Source organism: Pseudomonas sp. B21-010, from assembly GCF_024749325.1.
GTDB classification, from domain to species: Bacteria; Pseudomonadota; Gammaproteobacteria; order Pseudomonadales; family Pseudomonadaceae; genus Aquipseudomonas; species Aquipseudomonas kilonensis.
This window is the reverse complement of record NZ_CP087198.1, coordinates 3,409,986-3,428,965: the sequence shown is the minus strand read 5'-3', so window position 1 is coordinate 3,428,965 and position 18,980 is coordinate 3,409,986. Positions and strand designations below refer to the sequence as shown.

13 protein-coding genes and 3 pseudogenes are annotated in these 18,980 nt (G+C 60.1%); 9 read left to right on the top strand and 7 right to left on the bottom strand.

Translation table 11 applies throughout. From position 1 onward, the window contains the following. Positions 1 to 36: 36 nt before the first annotated feature. Complete coding sequence (locus tag LOY50_RS14985; protein ID WP_253475095.1) at positions 37 to 741, top strand: phosphoribosyltransferase; 705 nt, start codon at positions 37 to 39, stop codon at positions 739 to 741. Between the two features lie 90 nt (positions 742 to 831). Here the strand turns inward: LOY50_RS14985 and LOY50_RS14980 are convergent. Continuing rightward, positions 832 to 1,017: pseudogene (locus LOY50_RS14980) on the bottom strand (GTP-binding protein); the annotation flags it as partial. Positions 1,018 to 1,135: 118 nt separating this feature from the next. Here LOY50_RS14980 and LOY50_RS14975 point away from each other — a divergent pair. Then, positions 1,136 to 2,179 (top strand): NAD-dependent epimerase/dehydratase family protein, encoded by a 1,044-nt coding sequence (locus LOY50_RS14975; RefSeq protein ID WP_024618784.1) that lies wholly within the window; start codon positions 1,136 to 1,138, stop codon positions 2,177 to 2,179. Between the two features lie 13 nt (positions 2,180 to 2,192). Here the strand turns inward: LOY50_RS14975 and LOY50_RS14970 are convergent. The 3 genes and pseudogenes from LOY50_RS14970 to LOY50_RS14960 form a co-directional block, all read right to left on the bottom strand. After that, positions 2,193 to 2,501: pseudogene (locus tag LOY50_RS14970) on the bottom strand (MerR family transcriptional regulator); the annotation flags it as partial. Positions 2,502 to 2,531: 30 nt separating this feature from the next. Beyond that, positions 2,532 to 2,689 (bottom strand): annotated as a pseudogene (locus LOY50_RS14965) (NAD-dependent phenylacetaldehyde dehydrogenase); the annotation flags it as partial. A gap of 89 nt (positions 2,690 to 2,778) precedes the next feature. Beyond that, on the bottom strand, positions 2,779 to 3,693 hold the full coding sequence (locus LOY50_RS14960) for a LysR family transcriptional regulator (protein ID WP_014338228.1): 915 nt from the start codon (positions 3,691 to 3,693) through the stop codon (positions 2,779 to 2,781). 257 nt (positions 3,694 to 3,950) lie between these two features. Here LOY50_RS14960 and LOY50_RS14955 point away from each other — a divergent pair, with 257 nt between their 5' ends. From LOY50_RS14955 to pgm, 4 genes are all read left to right on the top strand, one after another. Further along, positions 3,951 to 4,976 (top strand): zinc-dependent alcohol dehydrogenase family protein, encoded by a 1,026-nt coding sequence (locus LOY50_RS14955; protein ID WP_003202189.1) that lies wholly within the window; start codon positions 3,951 to 3,953, stop codon positions 4,974 to 4,976. A 678-nt stretch (positions 4,977 to 5,654) separates the two neighbouring features. Next, positions 5,655 to 7,145, top strand: coding sequence for a hypothetical protein (locus tag LOY50_RS14950; protein WP_253475092.1), 1,491 nt, complete (start codon positions 5,655 to 5,657; stop codon positions 7,143 to 7,145). Between the two features lie 81 nt (positions 7,146 to 7,226). Then, positions 7,227 to 8,624, top strand: coding sequence for an aminotransferase class I/II-fold pyridoxal phosphate-dependent enzyme (locus tag LOY50_RS14945; protein WP_258688147.1), 1,398 nt, complete (start codon positions 7,227 to 7,229; stop codon positions 8,622 to 8,624). Positions 8,625 to 8,715: 91 nt separating this feature from the next. Further along, positions 8,716 to 10,362 (top strand): phosphoglucomutase (alpha-D-glucose-1,6-bisphosphate-dependent), encoded by a 1,647-nt coding sequence (pgm, locus tag LOY50_RS14940; RefSeq protein WP_258688146.1) that lies wholly within the window; start codon positions 8,716 to 8,718, stop codon positions 10,360 to 10,362. Positions 10,363 to 10,445: 83 nt separating this feature from the next. On the opposite strand, the gene LOY50_RS14935 is transcribed toward pgm, so the two are convergent. Then, positions 10,446 to 11,141 carry a pirin family protein gene (locus tag LOY50_RS14935; protein ID WP_053180015.1) on the bottom strand — a complete coding sequence of 232 codons (696 nt, stop codon included), beginning with the start codon at positions 11,139 to 11,141 and terminating at the stop codon, positions 10,446 to 10,448. A gap of 237 nt (positions 11,142 to 11,378) precedes the next feature. On the opposite strand from LOY50_RS14935, the gene LOY50_RS14930 reads away from it, so the two are divergent. Both LOY50_RS14930 and LOY50_RS14925 read left to right on the top strand, forming a co-directional pair. Next, complete coding sequence (locus tag LOY50_RS14930; RefSeq protein WP_258688143.1) at positions 11,379 to 13,865, top strand: UvrD-helicase domain-containing protein; 2,487 nt, start codon at positions 11,379 to 11,381, stop codon at positions 13,863 to 13,865. A 311-nt stretch (positions 13,866 to 14,176) separates the two neighbouring features. Next, the gene (locus LOY50_RS14925) at positions 14,177 to 15,526 is read left to right on the top strand and encodes a hypothetical protein (protein ID WP_258688141.1); all 1,350 of its coding nucleotides are present in this window, start codon (positions 14,177 to 14,179) and stop codon (positions 15,524 to 15,526) included. A gap of 156 nt (positions 15,527 to 15,682) precedes the next feature. Here LOY50_RS14925 and LOY50_RS14920 read toward each other — a convergent pair whose 3' ends face one another. Continuing rightward, on the bottom strand, positions 15,683 to 16,120 hold the full coding sequence (locus LOY50_RS14920; protein ID WP_018601377.1) for an Lrp/AsnC family transcriptional regulator: 438 nt from the start codon (positions 16,118 to 16,120) through the stop codon (positions 15,683 to 15,685). Positions 16,121 to 16,253: 133 nt separating this feature from the next. Between LOY50_RS14920 and LOY50_RS14915 the strand changes: the two genes are divergently transcribed. Then, positions 16,254 to 17,147: a DMT family transporter gene (locus tag LOY50_RS14915; protein ID WP_253475077.1), complete on the top strand. Its 894-nt coding sequence runs from the start codon at positions 16,254 to 16,256 to the stop codon at positions 17,145 to 17,147. Between the two features lie 19 nt (positions 17,148 to 17,166). Here the strand turns inward: LOY50_RS14915 and LOY50_RS14910 are convergent, their stop codons facing one another. Beyond that, positions 17,167 to 18,792, bottom strand: a complete 1,626-nt coding sequence (locus LOY50_RS14910; protein ID WP_253475074.1) for an NADP-dependent glyceraldehyde-3-phosphate dehydrogenase — start codon at positions 18,790 to 18,792, stop codon at positions 17,167 to 17,169. Between the last annotated feature and the right edge of the window lie 188 nt (positions 18,793 to 18,980).

Here is an 18,980-nt window from a genome sequence, read left to right as displayed (position 1 = left end):
ACGAAGCGACAGGCATGATTGTCTCAGGAGGTTCCCATGATCCAGAGCCCCTCATTGCAAACCACTTTGCCGAACCGCGCCGAGGCCGGTCGGCGACTGGTGGAGCCCTTGCTCAGATACGCCAACCGGCCTGACGCTGTCATCCTTGCCTTGCCCCGTGGTGGCGTCCCGGTGGCTTATGAAATCGCTGCGGCCCTGAAGGTTCGCCTGGACCTGATGTTGGTGCGCAAACTCGGCATCCCGGGGCACCCGGAGTTTGCCATGGGCGCCATCGCCAGCGGTGGTATACAAATCCTCAATGACGACGCGCTGCGGGTGCACCCGATCGATCGCGACGGTTTCGAGGCCGTGGTCGCTCGGGAAACGCAGGAGTTGTCGCGACGCGAACAGGTGTATCGGGGAAACCGCCCGCCGTTGCAACTCAAGGACCAGGTCGTGATTCTGGTTGACGACGGTATGGCAACCGGTTCCTCCATGATGGCAGCGGTCCATGCGGTACGCGCGCAGTCCCCGGCGCGCATCGTTGTCGCGGTGCCGGTTGCTCCGCTGGAAACGGTCGAGGCGTTGCGCAGCGAAGTAAATGAATTGATTTGCCCGCTCATTCCCGAGTGGATGATGTCGATCGGTTATTGGTATTTGAATTTTGCCCAGACTTCGGACGCAGAAGTCATTGAACTCATGTGCCAGGCCTGGCAGCGGGAAGCGGCGAGTGGTTGCAGGGCGGAGCGTCCCGACGCTTGAACCTCAGTACGCGCGGAGGTGGCGGTGGTCGGTCGGCTTGCAGGCTTAATCTGAACCGCATTGACGTCTCGTCAGGCGCTCGTCCAATTGGCTGTCCCACTTGGCCATGATGCCATGCAACCTGTATTCATCCCGCGGCCATTGCGACTGTTCGATGAAATTCCACCAGCGCCCGACATCGTCCCATTGGAACGGCCTGCCACTTTGTGCCAGCAGGCCGGTTTCCAAGTGTCGGCTGGCGAGCCAGAGGTTACCTTTGCTGCGCAACAGGCGCCCGCACTATAAATAGGTCTAGATGCTGAAATCTAAAACGGGTACTTGACTCTGCCCCATGGGACACCTCGTATGCTTTTTTCCAGCGCCCACTCTGGCGCGCTGCCAACAAGGAGTTCCTGTGAAAGGTTTATGTCTGGTGACAGGTGCCAACGGCCATCTGGGCAATACCTTGGTGCGAGCGCTGCTCGGTCAGGGCTATCGGGTTCGAGCCGGGGTTCGTGACATATGTAACCACACACCCTTTGCCGGGCTGGACTGCGAGTTGGTGTATGCCGAGTTGCTGGACCGTGCGGCCTTGGACAAGGCGCTGGAGGGGGTGCAGGTGCTGTTTCAAGTGGCTGCCGTGTTCAAACACTGGGCTCGCAACCCGCAGGCCGAGATTGTCGAGCCGAATATCCAGGGTACGCGACGTGTGCTGGAGGCAGCTTCACGGGCGGGTGTGCAGCGTGTGGTCTACGTCAGTTCGGTGGCCGCCGTCGGCCATGATGGTACGGCGCTGGATGAGGCGCACTGGAATACGGAGAGCGAAAACGCCTACTACAAATCGAAAATTCTCTCCGAGCAGGTGGCTTGGCAGTGCGCGGAGGCGCTGGGGTTGAGCATGGTGTCGGTATTGCCTTCGGCGATGGTTGGCCCCAATGCTGGCCACCTCACCGATACCATGGGATTTCTTCAATCGGTTCGGCAGCGGCGGATGCCGTTTGATCCGGGTTTTCGCTTCAACTTCGTGGATGTTCGCGATGTGGCACACGGGATGATACTCGCTGCCGAAAAGGGCCGGCCGGGGCAGCGCTATATCCTGGCCAATGAGCATTCGTCGCCACTCAGCGATTTGATCGAGGCCGCCAACACCCAAGCTCCCGGCTATCGCCAGCCTGTCTCAGCGCCACGCTGGTTATTGCTGGGCGTGGCCTGGCTCCAGGAGCGCTGGGCGCAATTAGTCGGCAAGCCCGCCCAGCTACTGTTGAGCCAGGTGCGCCTGTTTCACAACGTGGCGCAGGAATACAACATCACCAAGGCGAAACATGAATTGGGTTTCAACCCTCGGCCGCCTGAAGTGGCTTTGAGGCAAGCGTTTGCTTATCTGTACAGACAAGCGCATCAACCTTATGAAAACCCTCCACAGGGCGAGGCGCAAACATTGAGTTCATCTCGCTTTTGAGTTCAATCAAGTGAAGATCAAGCGCCTGCAGTTCAGCGATCCTGTCCTGGACCTGGCGGCGCTTGTCGTCGACGGCCTGGTTGGCCAACGCCAGGGGAAATGACTTCAGTTTGTTTTTTGCGGCAATCAGCGGGTGCATCTCGGCCAGCTTGAACCCGGCAGTCTGCGCTTTGCGGATCAGGTGGACGATTTCCAAGTGATGAGCATTGTAGAGACGATACCGCCCCTCACGCTCCGGCTCGTTGATCAGGCCCATTTGCTCGTACAGTCGAATGGCTTTTGGAGTGCAGCCGGTCAGTTCGGCGAGTCGTCCAATGAACATCTGTCGATTCCTTAAATGTCGAGGTTGGGCTCAGTAGCCAATCATCAACGACTTCAGCTCGAAGTAATCATCAATGAGTGCGCTGCCGAACCGCCGGCCTATCCACGAGGATTTTTGCCGCCAAAAGGCACCGCTGGGTCCAGCATCGTGCTGGCTTCGATGGCGGGCACCATGCGCTGGGCTTTGCCCCCAGTGGAGCAATCCACTGGAAGTGAATGGAGCTCCATGGTTTGTGGAAAGTCAAAAATGATCAGATAAACAGCCTGCCCGACGACGCCTAGAGACTCTCAGGGTCGCCAAAGAACATCTGAATCCGCGACCGCAACCAGCGCTCCCCAGGGTCATTGTCCTGGGAGCCGCGCCAGGCCATGTGCAGTTCGAAGCTGCGCACCGGTATGGGCGGGTCTTCGGCGCGTACGCCGCCGGCGGCGGTCAGCGCGTCGGCGGTGTAGTCGGGCACGGTGGCGATGATGTCGGTGCCCGACAGCAGGGTGCTCAGGCCGTTGAATTGCGGCACGGCCAGCACCACGTGGCGCTTGCGGTCGAGTTTTGCCAGCTCTTCATCGATGAAGCCGCTCAAGTCACCCGCGAAAGACACCAGGGCATGGGGGCGAGCGCAGAATTCGTCCAGGGTCAGTCGTCCTGGGGCGGTGTCAGCCCGTAATACTTTGGGCATGCTGCGCCGCAAGACCTTGCGCTTGGCGTTGGCCGGCAGGTCGTCGGTGTAGCTGACACCGATGGAGATTTCACCGGACGCCAGCAAACCAGGCATCAGAATGTAGTTGACCCGGCGCACCACCAGCACGATGCCGGGCGCTTCGGCCCGAAGGCGCTTGAGCAGCATTGGCAGCAGGGCGAATTCGGCGTCGTCCGACAGGCCAATGCGAAACACCGAGGTGCTGGTGGCCGGGTCGAATTCCGCCGCGCGGCTGACCGCCGTGGAAATCGAATCCAGGGCCGGGGAGAGCAGGGCGAAGATTTCGACCGCACGGGCCGAAGGCTCCATGCTGCGGCCGGTACGTACGAACAACGGGTCATCGAACAGGCTGCGCAGGCGCGACAGCGCGGCGCTGATGGCCGGTTGGCCTAGGAACAGTTTCTCGGCCGCGCGAGTCACACTGCGTTCATGCATCAATGTTTCGAACACGATCAACAGGTTCAGATCGACACGCCGCAGGTCATTACGATTCATCTGGGGTCCTGGCAGATTCGGCAAGCTTGACGTGAGCGGCCATATGGGAACAATGGCCGGCATGAATCTTACGGGGAAAGGCTGGTACTCTGCACCGGCTAATTGAGTTTTCTTAGGTTAAGTCCCACAGGATTGGTTGGTTTTTCTTACTGCGGAATCAATGACAGGCATGTCGACTATTAATAGCCACTGATGGTCTTGGGTACAAAGCCCGGATAGAGTTCATGGCATTAGAGGTTACTTTGACGAGGTTTGCGATGTCCCGCACGATCCGTTTTCACAAGTTTGGTGGTGCCGAGGTGCTCAAATGCGAAGAGCATGCGGCGGCTCTTCCTGCGCCAGGAGAAGTGCAGGTCCGCGTCGAAGCGATCGGCATCAGTTGGTACGACACCTTGTGGCGCCAGAACCTGGCCTCGTCCCAGGCGCGCCTGCCTTCGGGCCTGGGCCATGAAATGGCCGGCGTGGTAACGGCCGTCGGCGACGGCGTCGATGACTTGGCCGTGGGCGACAAGGTCGCCAGTTTCCCGGCCGAAAGCCCGAACGATTATCCGGTGTACGGTGAAGTCATCGTGCTGCCACGCACCGCACTGACCCGTTATCCCGACGTGCTCAGCCCGATCGAAGCCGCCGTGCATTACACGCCGCTGCTGATCGCGTATTTCGCCTACATGGACCTGGCGCGGGTCAAGCCGGGGCAATTCGCCCTGGTCACCGATGCCAGTCATTGCGCCGGTCCTTCCTTTGTACAACTGGGCAAGGCCCTGGGTGTGCGGGTGATCGCGGCCACCAAGACGGCTGACGAGCGTGAGTACCTGTTGTCGCTGGGCGCCGAGAAGGTCATCGTCACCGAAGAGCAGGACTTGCTGATGCAAATCAACAAGCTCACCGACAATCGTGGCGTCGACGTGGTCTTCGACGGCCTCGGCGGGCCGCAGATGTCGCTGCTGGGTGACGTGCTGGCGCCGCGTGGCAGCCTGGTGCTGTATGGCTTGCAGGGCGGCAACCAGACGCCGTTCCCAGCCTGCGCGGCGTTCCAGAAGAACATTCAGTTCTTTGTACACTGCATCGGCAATTTTACCGGCAAACCGGAACTGGGCATTCTCCAGGACCAGGTGGCCTTGCAACGAGCACTGCGCGATATCAATCAACTGACCGCCGACCGTGTGCTGTTGCCACTCAAGACTCGGGTCTTCCCGTTCTCCGAGTTTGTCGAGGCTCACCGTTACATGGGCGAATGCCCTTGCCGTGAACGTGTTGCCCTTCAGGTCGTCGACCCGGCCTGAACCCTGTCTTGCGCAAGAGTCATCGCCCGGGCTCTTGCGCTGCCTTCGTCCTGACCCCCCATCCTTTCTTATGGCACCTCCTGCCTGGCGGTGCTGCGTTCGCACCTCGCCTTTCGCGCCTTCAATGGCCTGTCCCGGTTCGCTCAAGACTGAAACGGTCTGCCGGCCAACATCTGAACTGGTTTTTGCTCTCAATCTGTATCTTCTAATCATTGTTTAAGTCTTGATAATTGAACGCTGATTTCAATATCAAGGAAGAAATCGTGGTGCGGTATAACTTTTTCGAAGGTCTTCATCCTTCAAGATGCATTCAAGGGGCAATAAACGTTAATGGGTGCGGAGCTATCTATCGACCCTGGGGAAAACAGGGCGGGGTAGAGGGCCAATTAAAGTTCGGCCAGTTCTTTATTTCTCGTACTCATTGTCTGTGGGACGTTGTCGGAATTCTCCTAGGACGTGCCGCTCGGTCGGTTAGGCCCCCTGTTTTCGCGGGTTTCGGCGGAGGTTCGGTGGGGCGCGAGCCTACTCTCAGTATATGTATCAAATAATTACAGCAAGCAATGCTCGAGCGTATTGCTAATACTCTTTGAGTGCTAGAACAACCATCTAGACCAACACGTCGCGCAGTCACGTTGGTGCGGGTGCGACGCCGATAGTTGAATTTCCAGGTAAATGGCTATGAGTGCAATTCATGAGCAGGCAATGACTCACGTGTATCAACAGATACTGCAACGACTGTCAGGTTTTTATTCCCGGGCAGAACGTACCGCGTTGCAGCTTTTGATCCAGCGTTTAATTGTCGCCGCCGGAGGCATCGAGCGGATTGGCGATTATCGCGTGTTGACGGTCCAGAACGGGAGCAGGGAAAGTTTTTATGTGCTAACCGCCTTGCGGGCCGCACAGCTGAGCATCGCGGGGCGGCATCCGGTGACCTTCACCTTGCGTGTCGCCACGCCACGCCTGAGCGAAACCACCCAGGCGACGCTGGAAAACATCCACCGCTGCTACAGCGCGCTGTTTGTCTACGATGATCCCCGGGTCGAATTACTGATGGCCGATAACCGCGAGGTGTTGCCGTTCAATCACCGGCAGCCGCTGTCGATGGCGGGGCACGAAGCCAATCGCACGGACCTGCTGGTTCTGGGGCACCTTCGTGCGGTCGACAGCCCCTTGGAGATTGGGGATGACGGCTACCTGGCGATGGCCGAGTTCTATCGGCACATGGCTCGCTGGGAGTCGGGCGTGGACTCGTTGGTCAGCAGCGATACACCGCGTCAGCAAAAACAATTCATATCGGGCCTGCGCCGCGCGACTCGCAAGATCGGCCTGCTGACCGAGCACGCCTGGGGTTTCGACAACCTCTTTGCCCACCTCGATACCCTGGGCGGTGATGTCTACCGGCATTTCTATGGGCCGGAGCGCCTCGAAGCCTGGAAGCCCGAGGGTCACTTCGAGGCCTGCCGGCGAGTGGGGCACGTCGGCATCGACGACCTGATCGTCGATCGTTCGGAGGGAACCAACTGGCCGCTCTTCAATGAGTTCCTGCGGGTGCAGACCGAGGGCCTTGTCCCATCGGCGCCTGAAAACGAATACCTCAGCCCGCTACTGTCGGCTCATTTGCACGGCCTGCAGGCCTGCTACCTGCACGGACGCAGCTATGAAACCGGCTACGGGGACTACGCGCAGCGGACGATCATGATCATGCACCGCAAGCAACTGCCGGAACACGCCTGCGAACAGGCTCGGGCGCTGTTCGGCTCACCGTCGTCGATTCCCGAGCGTCGCGCCTACGCCGCCCTTGAAGCGCAAAAGATCCTGGGGCTCAACGAAACGCAACTGGTGTGCATGCTATTCGCGCCCTTCGTGGGGCAGGGTACGGGCCTTGAGCATTTCCTGCGTTGCTGCCACCCCGGCATGCTGGTGGCGATGCCGGACCTGCACAAGGCCATGCAGGGCGCGACCGTCGTCGATCAGGTTGCGCAGTGGATGGTCGATGTCAGCGGCCTGCCCATCGACATCCTTGGCAAGCTGTACCGGGCGAGTGTCTCACTACCGGAACAACCGGAAATCGCCACGGGCGTCAATCCGCAGCAGGCCACCGATGGTGTTGACGCTGCAGAAGCCGGTTCATCTGCAGACGGGCTGCACGAACGCTCGGCAAGGCATTGAGGAACGAGGTTTGACGGACTCATCTACCTCGTCCCCAGTCCTTGTACCCGGCGCTGCGACCCGCTGTCCTGGCCTGAGCCGATGAAAAATTGCCGGGAGACAGACTTCGCCTATCAGGCGGTTTATCGCTACCTGACCACGCTGATCAACGAGCTGGAGGTTGATGCGCGGGTTCGCCTGCCGTCGCTGCGGCAACTGGCCGAGCGTCTGAACGTGTCGATATCGACCATTCAGTACGCGTATTCGTTGCTGGAAAAGGAAGGGCGGGTCTATTCGATCGCCAAGTCCGGTTACTACGCGCTGCCCGTGCCCAGCATGGCCACCCTGGACGGCGGTGACGATTTACTCGAAACCCTGTACGTCAATGCCCGACGACCAGGCATGCAGGTGCTCAGTGCGGACGAACCGGCCTTGATGCAGCCGTTGGACAGCCCGCTGTTGCTGCTCGAGCGCGAACTGCTGCGCCAGTACCCACGCTCCTCGCAGACACCCTCGCAACCCTGGGGCGAGCTGGAGCTTCGCACCGCACTGGCTGCCCGCTACACGTCTTCGCCGGCCCGTTGCTGGAATGCCGATGACGTCTACATTGGCGCCGACCTGCGGGGCGTCCTGGAAATTCTTATCGCGGTGCTGGCACTCAGGGGGGCCACCGTGGTGATCGAATCGCCCTGCGACTGGGCGGTGTTGCGCCTGCTGCAGGCGGCGGAGGTCAACGTCATCGAGCTGCCACTGTTGGCCGGCGGCGAGCTCAATGTCGAGCAACTGGAACAACTGCTGGTGAACGAAACGGTAAGCCTGGTGGTGCTGTCGTCGGTCTTGAACATGCCGAGGGGGACGTTGGTTCCTGAAGAGAACCGGCGGGCCATCGCGCATCTGCTGGAACGGCACGGGACTTGGGTGCTGGAGAACGATAGCCATACAGAGCTGGCGTTCGAGGCAAGGATGACGCCTTTTCGAGACTTGCTCGATCCGGACCGGCTGATCGTCTATTCGACGTTCGAGAAAACCATCGGTCCAGAGGCGCCGTATGGTTACGTGCTGTCGCGCCAGTTGACCCTGCACCTGCAACGACATTTCCTGTTGCGTGCGTTTCGCTTGTCGCCGATTCGCCAGAAAGCCATTGCCCGGCTGTACAGCAACGGTCGGATTGACCAGCATTTGCTGGTGTTGCGGCGCCTGCTGCGCGAAAGTGCGGTTTCGACCACACAATTGCTGCGCGAACGGCTGGGAGACAGCCTGCAATGGGCAGAACCCCAGGGTGGCGCAACGATCTGGATGCAGTCGACGCGACGGGTCGACTTGCGACGGGTTTTCCATCGGCTGCTTGCCCAGCGAATCGTCATCGCGCCGGGGGAGTTGTTCAGTCTCCAGGGTCTGTACGCACAACATATGCGCCTGACCCATGCCCTGAACGGGCCGCAGGACATGGACGCTGCGCTCTGCGCGCTGGCCGACGCCTTGAGGCTCGAACAAGCGTAATCGGCGACAATGGATCGAACCCATCGCGCCATGGTCGAACTGTCAGTAAACTGCACTCCATTTACCGAGCCACTCCACTCAGAGGTTTTGCATGACAGTCAGTCCATTTGCGGGCAAGCCGGCACCGGCAGAGTTGTTGATCGATATCCCGCGACTGGTGACGGCCTACTACACCGGCCGACCCGATGCCTCGGTTGCGACCCAGCGCGTGGCCTTTGGCACCTCCGGGCACCGTGGCAGCTCCTTCGACCTGGGCTTCAACGAGTGGCACGTGTTGGCCATCAGCCAGGCGATCTGCCTGTATCGCGAAGCCCAGGGCATCAACGGGCCACTGTTCGTCGGTATCGACACCCACGCGCTGTCGACCCCGGCGGGTGCCAGCGCGCTGGAAGTATTCGCGGCCAACGGTGTTACCGTGATGATCGCCGAGGGCGATGAATACACCCCGACACCGGCGATTTCCCACGCCATTCTCTGCTACAACCGTGGCCGCACCTCGGGCCTGGCGGACGGTATCGTCATCACGCCGTCCCACAACCCACCGCAAAGTGGCGGCTACAAGTACAACCCTACCAACGGTGGCCCGGCTGATACCCACATCACCAAATGGATCGAAGCCAAGGCCAACGAACTGCTGGCCAACCAGCTCGCCGGCGTCAAGCGCGTCAGCTACGAGCAAGCCCTGAAGGCCGACACCACCCACCGTCACGACTACGTCAACACCTACGTGGCGGACCTGGTCAATGTCATCGATTTCGATGCCATCCGCGCCGCTGGGCTGCATTTGGGCGTCGATCCGTTGGGCGGCGCAGGCGTGCGCTACTGGCCGGCCATTGCCGAGCATTACCGCCTGGACCTGGAAGTGGTGAACACCCACGTGGATTCCACCTTCCGTTTCATGACCGTCGACTGGGACGGGCAGATCCGCATGGACCCGTCCTCCAGCCATGCGATGCAAGGGTTGATTGGCCTGAAGGAGCGTTTCGACGTGGCCTTTGCCTGCGACCCGGACCATGACCGCCATGGCATCGTGACGCCGTCCGGTGGCCTGTTGGCGCCGAACAACTACCTGGCGGTCTCCATCGACTATCTGTTCCAGAATCGCCCGCAATGGCGCGCCGATGCCGCCGTTGGCAAGACTGTGGTCAGCAGTGGCCTGATCGATCGTGTGGCCAAGCGCCTGGGTCGCCGTCTTTATGAAGTGCCGGTGGGCTTCAAGTGGTTTGCCGACGGCCTGTTCGATGGTTCCCTGGGCTTTGGTGGTGAAGAAAGTGCCGGTGCTTCGTTCCTGCGCAAGGACGGCGGCGTCTGGAGTACCGACAAGGACGGCTTGATCCCGGCGCTGTTGGCAGCTGAAATGACGGCGCGCACCGGTCGCGACCCGAGCCAGGCCTACCGCGCGTTGACTGACGAGCTGGGCGAACCGTTCTCGGTACGCGTCGATGCCAAGGCCAGCCCGCAACAGAAGGCGCTGTTGAGCAAGCTGTCGCCCGATCAGGTGGCCTCCACCGAACTGGCCGGGGAGAAGATCCAGAACATCCTCAGTCATGCGCCGGGCAATGACCAGGCCATTGGCGGCCTGAAGGTCATGACCGAAAACGGCTGGTTTGCGGCACGCCCGTCCGGGACCGAGGATATCTACAAGATCTACGCCGAAAGCTTCATTGGCGACGCGCACCTCAAGCAATTGGTGGCTGAGGCGCAAACGTTGGTGGATGGGGCTATCACCAGCAAGTGATGCAAGTGCAAGTGATGTGAACTTGTGGCTAGGGAGCAAGCTCCCTAGCCACAAGAGCCACAGTGCTGCTAGCGTCGCAGGGTTCAGGCCAGGTCGACGAGCACGATTTCGCTGTCTTCAATGGCGGTTACCCGCAATATCCCTTCATCTTCAATCGCAACACCGTCTCGAGCTTGTGCGCGCAAACCATTGATTTCTATCAATCCTGTGGCCGGCACAAGATAAGCTCGACGTGCGGCGTCCAGTCGATACTCCGCACTTTCACCCGCCTTGAGATTGGCCGCTACCAGACGTGCGTCGGCGCGAATGCGCAGGCTCTGGTCATCGCCGGCCTTGCCGCTGGCCAACGTCACGAAGCCTTCGCGCGAGTCCTTGGGAAACGGCTTGGCGCCCCATGACGGTGCCAGGCCTTCTTCGTTGGGGATGATCCATATCTGGAAGATGCGGGTGGCTGTCGATTCCAGGTTGTATTCGCTATGGGCAATCCCGGTGCCGGCGCTCATGACCTGTACATCACCGGCCTCCGTGCGGCCCTTGTTACCCAGGTTGTCCTGATGGCTGATCGCGCCTTCGCGCACATAGGTGATGATTTCCATGTCCCGGTGCGGGTGTTGGGGAAAACCGCTGCCAGGGGCGATGACATCGTCGTTCCAGACCCGCAAGTTACCCCAGTTCATGCGCTGTGGGTCGTAATACTCGGCGAACGAAAAATGGTGGTGGGCATCCAACCAGCCGTGGTTGGCGGCGCCCAAGGTGGCGAAGGGCCTGAGTTCGAGCATGTTCGTGTCCTTTTCCGCTGAGCAGCGAAAGCGATGGTTGATGGGCTATTTTCGCCAATGAAAACATCGATAAAAAGCGTAAAAAACGCGTCAAAGCTATCGTCTATTTAGATATAAAACCGCGAGCCAACTTTCACTTCATCGCCTAAACTCATGACTTAAAAGCTTTTGGGTGGAACCTGGCGGCAAATACAGACACCATAGCCGTCATGTTTCATGACCACCGGAGTCCCCAGCGTGGCGCAACACACTCCTGATCTTCCCCCCGAGCTTTTATCCCTGGCCCAGATGCCGCTGTTCAAGCGCCTGGCCGCCCGGTTCTTCGGCCATGGCCTGACACGCCTGCGCGCCCAACATCGTGCCTCCTGGTTGCATGGCCAGGCCGACGGTTTCCGCAGCGGTCATACCGCCGGTTTTGACTATGGCTACAAGGAAGGCCGGGCCGAAGGGCTTGAGGAGGGTCGTCAGGTCCTGTTGATCCGTGATTCACGCAGCACGGAACATCCGGCGCCGCAGGTCGATGATCTGCTGTTCGATGACTGGCGCCTGCCGCTGACCGCCGAGTTGAAGAAACGCATCAAGGCAGATGTTGCCCGATTGCTACCGGCGCATGCACAACCGAGCGCCGCGCAATGGAAGATGATTTTCAGCGACACGCCCTCGACCTCGGTGGTCGCCGGGGCCGGGGCGGGCAAGTCCACCACCCTGGTGTTGCGCATTGTGCTGTTGTCCCATTACCTGGGTTTCGAACTGGACTCGATGACCGTGGTGACGTTTACCCGGGAGTCGCGCAAGGACTTCATCCAGAAACTGATCGAAGTGTTTGCCCTGTGGGGGCGTACCGTCAGCCTCAAGGAAGCCCGTGACCTGGTGCGGACATTCCATTCGCGCATCTTGCCCATGGTCCGCAGCCTGCCGGGGTTCGAACGGCTCCACGCGTTCGAGACCCTGAGCCATCGCGCCGAAGCGGGTGACGATGATGCCCAGGGCAATCCCTTTGATTTGCGCATCAACGACGCCCAGCGCCAGCAACTCAACGCCTGCTATTACAACCTTTACCAGCGTGACGGGCGTTTCCGTGAGCTGATCCTGCCGTTGTCCCGCCACGCGCTGCAGCTCAAGGAGCTGGAGCGCGATCACCCGGATGTGCAGAAGCGCGTCGCCGTGACCGAGCTGGCAGCCCAGCGCGACGAAGAATTGTGCGATGCCATCGAAGACCTTTGGTTTCGCGCCGGTGCCTGGCCGATCAAGGGTATCGAGCCGAAACGACAAACGTTCGAAATCAATGGTTCGACGTTCCACTGCCATGGCTACGCGCCTTCCCTGGATGCCTGGGTGATACTGGGGTTCGATCCACGGGAAGATGCCCGGCTCAGTCGTCCGGGCGCCAAGTTGAGTATCCGTGCGGAATGGGCGGTAAAGCGAACCCTGTTTCAAGCTTTCTGTCGTAAGCCACTGATATGGCTGGAAAGTTATGAGGCATCCAAGCGTGTATTAGCGTCAATGGCCGGCGATGCCAGCGCCGGGCCTGGGTTCGACTACAAGGTCAAGGGCGAGCTGGGCTCAGCGCCTTTGCTGGACTGTTTTGTCGCGGCGGCAGGCTTTATCGAGAACCTGGGCCTGGACGTCCCGGATGCCGTGGGTCGGATGTCCTTTGCCCAGGATGACCCCGATCGGTATTTCTTCGAGGCGCTGAGTCGCTACTGGCGGGCATTCGAAGACCATCTGCTCGACCAATCGCCGCCGGTCATGACCTACAACCGCATGTTTGCGCTGTTCAGCGAGCACTCGCCGGAAAATTTCAAGTTGCTGGGGGATGCGTTGCTCAGGCCGCTTTCGCACCTGATGGTCGACGAATTCCAGGACGTGTCACCGCAGATCGTCTCCTGGCTGCGCGCCAGTCTTCGGGAAATACGCAGCCGTGGTCCCGCGATGCACGTGGGGCGCGGCGCCCACCGCTCTTCATTGTTATGTGTTGGGGACGACTGGCAATCGATCTATGGCTGGCGCGGCAGTTCACCGAGCTATTTCATGGCATTCAACAAGCAATTCCCGTCGCCGACGACGACCCGGGTCATGCTCACTGACAACTACCGCAGCCACCAACACATCATCGATGCGGCCGAGCATATTGTTCGCGCCGCTGCGGCTATCCCAGGTAAAAAGGCCAAGGCCAGTGGCGTGTCTCGCTCGCTGAGCCCGGTCAATGTGTTGGATCGAGACGACGAAGGGCTGGCGCGGCGACTGGATGAGCACTATCGCAAGGGCGATTCGATCTTGATGTTGTATCGAAAAAGCAGCGATAAACTATTGATAGAAAAGTATATTCAGTCAACGGTTAATGTTGATTCTAGCTTGCCGTACGAGGCACGGCGGCTCAGGCAAATGACTTATCACAGTGCCAAGGGGCTCCAGGCCGATGCGGTGTTCCTGCTGGGCGACTGCCAGCACCTGAGCAGTTCACCCTACAAGAACCAGGTCTATCGAATGGCCGGGCTAAGCCAGGATGGTGATGCCGAACCTTACGACTCGGCGCAAAAGGACGAAATCCTGCGCCTGGCGTATGTGGGTATCACGCGTGCGGTGCAGCACTGCTACTGGTACGTCGATGGCCAGGACGGCCAGGCGGCCAATGGGCCCAAGGCCTCGGATCGTATTGCCGGGGACAAGCCCTTTTTTGCTGATCATCGCCGGGGTGTGGCCAATGGCCGGCAAAAAGCCTGAAACATGATGGCACCTTTGGATAAATGATCTACACCTAAGGCAAGGGATTGCATTGCCAAGGTCGGCATGCGGTTGATCGGTCGATCGCCGCGCGAAATCTTCGCCACACTCCCTCGATAACGTTCCCACCCGGCTGCCAGAGCCAGGCCTGACCGTGCCCACTTGGCGGGCGCCAAGGAGGTGCGTCACATCGCTGAGCGTGGACCGTGAGCAGGTCTGGCATCGTGCCACCGCCTGATAACAGAAGGAGGCCCTGCGCATCGCTCGACCCTTCGCTGGGACGGCAGGCGTCTCCCTATAAGGAGATATCGATGAACCATCCCCAAGGAAAGATCGCTGCACTACTGGCCCTGACAGGCGCGTTGTCCATGGCCGGCGCCCAGGCCGGGACGTTCCCTGATTACGGCTTCGCGCCTCCCAAGAGTTCGTATCCCTCCCCATTTTTCCGACTCAGTCAGGACTACCCCACCGTGGCGCCGGGCCCGTCTTCGATGCCGTCGTTTTTCAAGCAGTTGCCCGCCAATTTCAGCAATGATTTTGAAAGCTGGCGCACTTATATGAACGAGGTGAAGAACTACTGCCTGGAGGGCAATACGGAAGTCGGCTGGAACGTGCAGAAAAACAAGGTTCGCCAGTGGTATCACATGCCTTGGCAGCACTATGGCCCCAACGGTCGTGAAGCTATTCACGGGTTGACCAAAGAGGCGCCGATCCAGCCCAAACAGTTGGCGAGTACCCAAACCGGGAATGGCCAGACCTATGCGGTCGGCATCTATAACGATATAGGTGCGTACACCATCGGCCAGGTTTGGAAGGACCCACAGAACCCTGACCCGAGCTACACCTCGCAACCAAAGGGGTTTCCCAATGGCACGGTGGTGTGCAAGGCGTTGTTCGCAGACATCGATATCAATACGGTGCCCTCGCTGGTCAATCCGGTACTTTGGAGTGCCTACACCGCCAAGGACTTCTACTCAACCAAGCGAGCCATCACCAAAGTCGCGTTGATTCAGATGGACATCGCTGTTCGGGACACGCGCGTCAAAGACACCGGCTGGTTGTTCGGCACCTTTCAGTACAACGGTGCGATGACCGGTAAATCGGGTTGGGACAACCTGGTGCCAGTGGGAATCATGTGGGGGAACGATCCGAAGGAGAACGGTAACGCGTTCACCAACCCGACGCCGACTGAAACCAAGATCAACCCGGCGCTGAAACAGACCGCGATCAATGCCAACGCCAAGGAGCTGCCACCGACCCACCTGGGCTGGAACGGCCGCCTCAACGGCCCCGTGGACAACCCCCAGGCCTCCTGCCTGAGTTGCCATATGACCGCTGAATACCAGCAACTGGCGCCGATGAATCCGACCTTCCAAGCCAACCCGCCACCGGTGGGAGGCGAGGAATGGATGAAATGGTTCCAGAACATCCCGGCCGGACAGCCGTTTTCGCCGGGCACCCGGAGCACGGACTACAGCCTGCAATTGTCCGGCGCCCTGGCGAACTTCTATGAATGGAAATGCAACCTCAGCGGAATCTATGCCGACGGCAAGAATGCTTGCGCCAACGTAAAGGTCCTTAACCTGATGAAGGCGAGCAATGCGCCTGAACAAGAGGTGTTCAAAGTACAGCGCAGCCCTGAACTGGAAGACGTCAAGTAGCGTGTCCCGGCCTCGGACAAGCGCCGAGGGCGGACCTCCTGTGGGAGCGAGCTTGCTCGCGAAGAGGCCGGCACATCCACGCGGTGACTGACCCGCCGCCATCGCGAGCAGGCTCGCTCTCACAGGGCAATGCGTTCGCTCGAACCAGGCAGACGCCTAAGCCATCGGCGGCAACCGTCGCTTGACGGGCGTCTTCTTGACGATGGCTGTATTGGTCTCGGCATGGACATTGAGTTTGTCCAGCAAGGTATCCAGCTGTTCCATCGAGCGCACGTGCAGGCGGGCGATGAAGCAGTCGTCGCCGGTCACCTTGTCGCATTCGGTGAATTGCGCGATGGCCTGGATCTGCCGCTCCACTTCCTGCAACTGCCCCGGCAGCGGGCGGATACGCACGATGGCCTGGAGTTGATAGCCAAAGCACTTGGGGTCCACCTCGACGGTGTAGCCCCTGAGCACGCCACGCTCCTCGAGCCGGCGAAGGCGCTCGGCGACACTGGGGGAGGACAAGCCACTGAGGTTTGCCAGGGCCTTGAGGGAGCGTCGGGAATCCTCCATCAGGGCACTGATGAGGATCTGATCAATATCGTCAGTCATATCAACTCCATTAGGCGAATGTGTGAAGTTGCCTTGATAAAAAAGGTCGAATCGCAGTTTAGCCTTTTTCAAGCCATGGAGAAGACCCCGGTCCGCTCGGCATACTGTGCCCACTTGCTGAAGGAGCCTGAAGATGGACAAGACCTTACGCCGCGGTTCGCTGGAAATGACTGCCGCCATGCTGATCTCCGGAACCATTGGTTGGTTCGTGCTGGTTTCCGGCCTGCCGGTGCTGGATGTGGTGTTCTGGCGCTGCGTGTTCGGTGCCGCGACCTTGCTGCTGATCTGCGCCGGTTTCGGCTTTTTGCGCCCCGGCATTCTCACCCGTACCACGTTCCTGCTGGCGGTACTCAGCGGTGTGGCGATCGTCGGCAACTGGGTACTGTTGTTTGCCTCTTATTCCCGCGCCTCGATTGCCATCGGCACGGCGGTGTACAACGTCCAGCCGTTCATGTTGGTGGGGCTGGCGGCGTTGTTCCTGGGGGAAAAAATCACCGCGCAGAAACTGTTCTGGCTGGCGGTTTCGTTTCTCGGAATGCTGGCCATCGTCAGTGCCCATGGTGAGCAAGGGCAGAGCGGCGGCGACTATTTGCTGGGCATTGCCTTGGCGCTGGGGGCTGCGTTGCTGTACGCCATCGCGGCGTTGATCATCAAGCGCCTGACCGGCACGCCGCCTCATCTGATCGCGCTGATCCAGGTCAGCACTGGCGTGTTGCTGCTGGCGCCCTGGGCGAACTTCTCGGCGTTGCCGCAGCAAACCGAAGCCTGGGCCAGCCTGCTGACCCTGGGCATGGTGCACACCGGCGTGATGTACGTGTTGCTGTACGGCGCCATACAACGCTTGCCGACTGCATTGACCGGTGCGCTGTCGTTCATCTACCCGATCGCGGCGATCTTCGTCGACTGGTTCGCCTTTGGCCATCGCCTGGAGCCGCTGCAATGGTTGGGCGTGGCGGCAATCCTGCTGGCGGCTGCCGGCATGCAACAGGGCTGGGGCATCAAGTCGCGGCGCCCAGCCCTGTCGTAGTCCAACGTTCGGGCGTGGATCAGAAGATGTAGTCCGTGGTCAGGAAGTTGGAATCCCGCTCACGGATAATGTCGCTGATCAACGCCTTGTTGCTGTCCTGGAACTTGGTCGCCACCAGCGTGCGAATGGAAAAGGTGCGCAGCGCATCGTGGACCGACAAGGTGCCCTCGGCCGAATTCTTCCGGCCATTGAACGGGAACGTGTCCGGGCCACGTTGGCACTGGGCGTTGATGTTGATGCGTCCGACCTGGTTGGCGAAGGTGTCCACCAGTTTGCCGACTTGTGCCGGGTTGGTGCCGAAAATGCTGAGTTGCTGGCCGAAGTCGGACTCCAGTACGTAATCGATTACGGTATTGAGGTCGCGGTACGGCACGATGGGCACGACCGGACCGAACTGTTCCTCATGGTAGACCCGCATTGCCGTGTTTACCGGGTACAGCACCGCAGGGTAGAAAAACGAGCTGCGCGATTCGCCGCCATGGGCATTCTTCACTTCTGCACCCTTGGCGAGTGCATCGGCGACCAGCGAATGCAAGTAATCGACCTTGCTCGCTTCGGGCAACGGCGTCAGCGCCACACCGTCTTCCCAGGGCATGCCGGGTTTCAGGGTGGCGAGCCTGGCATTGAACTTCTCGATGAACGCCGGCGCCACATCCTCATGGACAAACAGGATTTTCAGCGCCGTGCAGCGCTGGCCGTTGAATGACAGCGAGCCGGTCAGCGCCTCGTTGACCGCGTTGTCCAGGTCGACGTCCGGCAGCACCAGCCCGGGGTTCTTCGCATCCAGCCCCAGGGCGGCACGCAAGCGGTGTGGCCGCGGGTGGAGCTTCTTCAGGTCACTGGCCGCTTTGTTGGTGCCGATAAAGGCGAATATGTCGATCTTGCCGCTGGCCATCAGCGCGCTGACAGTTTCGCGGCCGCTGCCGTAGATTACGTTGATCACGCCCGCCGGGAAGCTGTCGCGGAAGGCTTCGAGCAACGGCCGCACCAGCAGGACGCCGAGCTTGGCTGGCTTGAACACCACGGTGTTGCCCATGATCAAGGCCGGGATCAGCGTGGTGAAGGTTTCGTTCAGCGGGTAGTTGTAGGGGCCCATGCACAAGGCCACGCCCAGGGGCACGCGGCGGATCTGCCCGAGGGTGTCCTGTTCCAGCTCGAAGCGGCTGGAGCGGCGGTCCAGTTCCTTGAGGGCGTTGATGGTGTCGACGATGTAGTCGCAGGTGCGGTCGAACTCCTTCTGGGAATCCTTGAGGTTCTTGCCGATTTCCCACATCAGCAACTTGACCACGGCCTCGCGTTGCTCGCGCATGCGTGCCAGGAAGGTTTCCACATGGCGGATGCGCTCGGCGACGCGCATCGTGGGCCACTGGCCCTGGCCGCGATCGTAAGCCCGCACGGCAGCGTCCAGGGCGGTGAGGGCGGTCTCGGCATCCAGCAGTGGCGTGCTGCCGAGAATCACTTGTTCATCGCCCAGCTCACCCGCCAGGTAAACGGGGCTGCGGACGACGGCCAGTGGCCCTTGCCAGGTTTCCAGGACGCCGTCGACCAGGTATTCGCGCTGTTCGATCCGGCCTTCGAGGCGGTAGGCCTGCGGGATGTCGGCGGCGCTGGGGAAAAGGTTGGCGAGGAAGGGGTCGGTGGTCATGTCGTTACTCCATCAATGAAATGAGCCAGGGGCAGACGGCTTGCAGGTATGAATCGCTTTTAGCGTTATACGCCTTAATGGAGGTGTTTTTTAAGTGGCGGCAGATTGCTTGCGCCGGGCTACGTTGTAGGAGCTGTCGAGCGAAGCGAGGCTGCGATCTTTTCCCAGGCGCTTGAATCTCAAGCGAA

Excerpts from the sequence above, each read along its gene's own strand:
- pgm (WP_258688146.1), top strand. The coding sequence starts at position 8,716 with ATGACAGTCAGTCCATTTGCGGGCAAGCCGGCACCGGCAGAGTTGTTG.
- LOY50_RS14920 (WP_018601377.1), bottom strand. The coding sequence starts at position 16,120 with ATGACTGACGATATTGATCAGATCCTCATCAGTGCCCTGATGGAGGAT.
- LOY50_RS14915 (WP_253475077.1), top strand. The coding sequence starts at position 16,254 with ATGGACAAGACCTTACGCCGCGGTTCGCTGGAAATGACTGCCGCCATG.
- LOY50_RS14925 (WP_258688141.1), top strand. The coding sequence starts at position 14,177 with ATGAACCATCCCCAAGGAAAGATCGCTGCACTACTGGCCCTGACAGGC.
- LOY50_RS14985 (WP_253475095.1), top strand. The coding sequence starts at position 37 with ATGATCCAGAGCCCCTCATTGCAAACCACTTTGCCGAACCGCGCCGAG.
- LOY50_RS14945 (WP_258688147.1), top strand. The coding sequence starts at position 7,227 with ATGAAAAATTGCCGGGAGACAGACTTCGCCTATCAGGCGGTTTATCGC.
- LOY50_RS14910 (WP_253475074.1), bottom strand. The coding sequence starts at position 18,792 with ATGACCACCGACCCCTTCCTCGCCAACCTTTTCCCCAGCGCCGCCGAC.
- LOY50_RS14955 (WP_003202189.1), top strand. The coding sequence starts at position 3,951 with ATGTCCCGCACGATCCGTTTTCACAAGTTTGGTGGTGCCGAGGTGCTC.
- LOY50_RS14935 (WP_053180015.1), bottom strand. The coding sequence starts at position 11,141 with ATGCTCGAACTCAGGCCCTTCGCCACCTTGGGCGCCGCCAACCACGGC.
- LOY50_RS14960 (WP_014338228.1), bottom strand. The coding sequence starts at position 3,693 with ATGAATCGTAATGACCTGCGGCGTGTCGATCTGAACCTGTTGATCGTG.
- LOY50_RS14950 (WP_253475092.1), top strand. The coding sequence starts at position 5,655 with ATGAGTGCAATTCATGAGCAGGCAATGACTCACGTGTATCAACAGATA.